General features: G+C 53.1%; 3 protein-coding genes. All 3 read left to right on the forward strand.

Going from position 1 to position 2,504, the window contains the following annotated elements:
- Positions 1-782, forward strand: a 782-nt coding sequence (locus tag RTW80_RS23925) for an FAD-dependent oxidoreductase (RefSeq protein WP_312720516.1), incomplete at its 5' end; no start/stop codon positions are given.
- Positions 783-784: 2 nt separating this feature from the next.
- Positions 785-2,113, forward strand: a complete 1,329-nt coding sequence (gene ssnA / locus RTW80_RS23930) for a putative aminohydrolase SsnA (RefSeq protein WP_000906252.1) — start codon at positions 785-787, stop codon at positions 2,111-2,113.
- A gap of 50 nt (positions 2,114-2,163) precedes the next feature.
- The coding region (locus RTW80_RS23935) for an FAD binding domain-containing protein (RefSeq protein WP_312720519.1) at positions 2,164-2,504 on the forward strand (341 nt) is incomplete at its 3' end.

Genomic DNA, 2,504 nt, shown 5'->3' on the forward strand with positions numbered 1-2,504 from the left:
CAGTAACACTGCATGTAGACAGCCTGATCACCGCCATTGGTGAACAGCAGGATACTGAAGCCCTGAATGCGATGGGCGTGCCGCTGGACAAAAACGGCTGGCCAGACGTCGACCATAATGGCGAAACTCGTCTGACTGACGTCTTTATGATCGGCGACGTACAGCGCGGACCATCCTCCATTGTCGCTGCTGTCGGAACCGCGCGTCGGGCGACCGATGCCATCCTTAGTCGGGAAAATATCCGTTCCCACCAGAACGATAAATACTGGAACAACGTCAATCCAGCGGAAATCTATCAACGTAAAGGCGATATCTCTATCACGCTGGTGAACAGTGACGATCGTGACGCGTTTGTCGCCCAGGAAGCCGCTCGCTGCCTCGAATGTAACTACGTTTGCAGCAAGTGTGTGGATGTCTGCCCGAACCGCGCCAACGTCTCCATTGCGGTCCCAGGCTTCCAGAACCGTTTCCAGACGCTGCACCTCGACGCTTACTGTAACGAATGCGGCAACTGCGCTCAGTTCTGTCCGTGGAACGGTAAACCGTACAAAGACAAAATCACCGTCTTCAGCCTGGCGCAAGACTTTGATAACAGCAGCAACCCAGGCTTCCTTGTGGAAGATTGCCGGGTACGAGTACGTCTGAATAACCAAAGCTGGGTGTTAAACATCGACAGCAAAGGTCAGTTTAACAACGTACCACCGGAGCTGAACGATATGTGCCGCATCATCAGCCATGTCCACCAGCATCATCATTATCTGCTGGGCCGCGTGGAGGTGTAATCATGTTGATTCTGAAGAATGTCACTGCGGTACAGCTACACCCGGCAAAAGTGCAGGAAGGCGTTGATATCGCCATCGAAAACGATGTGATTGTCGCTATCGGCGATGCCCTGACGCAACGCTACCCCGACGCCAGCTTCAAAGAGATGCATGGCCGGATTGTGATGCCAGGGATTGTCTGCTCGCACAACCATTTTTACTCGGGGCTTTCCCGCGGAATTATGGCAAACATCGCCCCTTGCCCGGATTTCATCTCAACGCTGAAAAATCTCTGGTGGCGGCTCGATCGCGCCCTTGATGAAGAGTCGCTCTATTACAGCGGACTGATTTGTTCCCTGGAAGCGATTAAGAGCGGATGTACATCGGTTATCGATCACCATGCCTCTCCGGCGTATATCGGCGGGTCGCTCTCCACATTGCGCGACGCATTTTTAAAAGTTGGCCTGCGCGCGATGACCTGTTTTGAAACTACTGACCGTAACAACGGCATCAAAGAGTTGCAGGAAGGTGTAGAAGAAAACATCCGTTTCGCCCGTTTGATTGATGAGGCGAAGAAAGCGACAAGCGAGCCGTATCTGGTGGAAGCACATATCGGTGCTCACGCGCCGTTTACCGTGCCGGATGCCGGTCTGGAGATGCTGCGTGAAGCCGTGAAAGCCACAGGCCGTGGTTTGCATATTCACGCTGCGGAAGACCTTTACGACGTTTCCTACAGTCACCACTGGTACGGCAAAGACCTGCTGGCACGACTGGCGCAATTCGATCTCATCGACAGCAAAACGCTGGTCGCTCATGGGCTGTACTTGTCGAAAGATGACATCACCCTACTCAATCAGCGCGATGCGTTCCTGGTGCATAACGCCCGTTCAAACATGAACAACCATGTCGGCTACAACCATCACCTTAGCGACATCCGCAATCTGGCGTTGGGAACGGACGGCATTGGTTCGGACATGTTTGAAGAGATGAAATTTGCCTTCTTTAAACATCGCGATGCGGGTGGTCCGCTGTGGCCTGACAGTTTTGCCAAAGCCCTGACTAACGGTAACGAACTGATGAGCCGCAACTTTGGCGCGAAATTTGGGCTTCTGGAAGCCGGTTACAAAGCTGATTTAACCATTTGCGATTACAACTCGCCGACGCCGCTGCTGGCAGACAATATCGCCGGGCATATCGCTTTCGGTATGGGCTCAGGCAGCGTTCACAGCGTGATGGTCAATGGTGTGATGGTCTATGAAGACCGTCAGTTTAACTTCGATTGCGATTCCATTTATGCACAAGCCAGAAAAGCCGCTGCCAGTATGTGGCGTCGGATGGATGCGCTGGCATAAATGACAGATGCCCTCTTCCCGCAGGGAAGAGGGTTAAATAAGGAAAGAAGATGATTGAACAATTTTTCAGGCCCGACTCTGTCGAACAGGCGCTGGAACTGAAGCGCCGCTACCAGGATGAAGCCGTCTGGTTCGCCGGGGGCAGCAAACTCAATGCTACACCAACCCGTACCGATAAAAAGATTGCCATTTCCTTACAGGATCTGGAACTGGACTGGGTTGACTGGGATAACGGTGCACTGCGGATTGGCGCAATGTCTCGCTTGCAGCCACTGCGTGATGCGCGATTTATTCCTGCAGCGCTGCGTGAAGCCCTCGGTTTTGTTTACTCACGCCATGTTCGTAATCAGTCGACCATTGGTGGTGAAATCGCCGCCCGCCAGGAAGAGTC

The organism is Escherichia sp. AM3 (assembly GCF_032029835.1).
GTDB classification, from domain to species: Bacteria; Pseudomonadota; Gammaproteobacteria; order Enterobacterales; family Enterobacteriaceae; genus Escherichia; species Escherichia coli.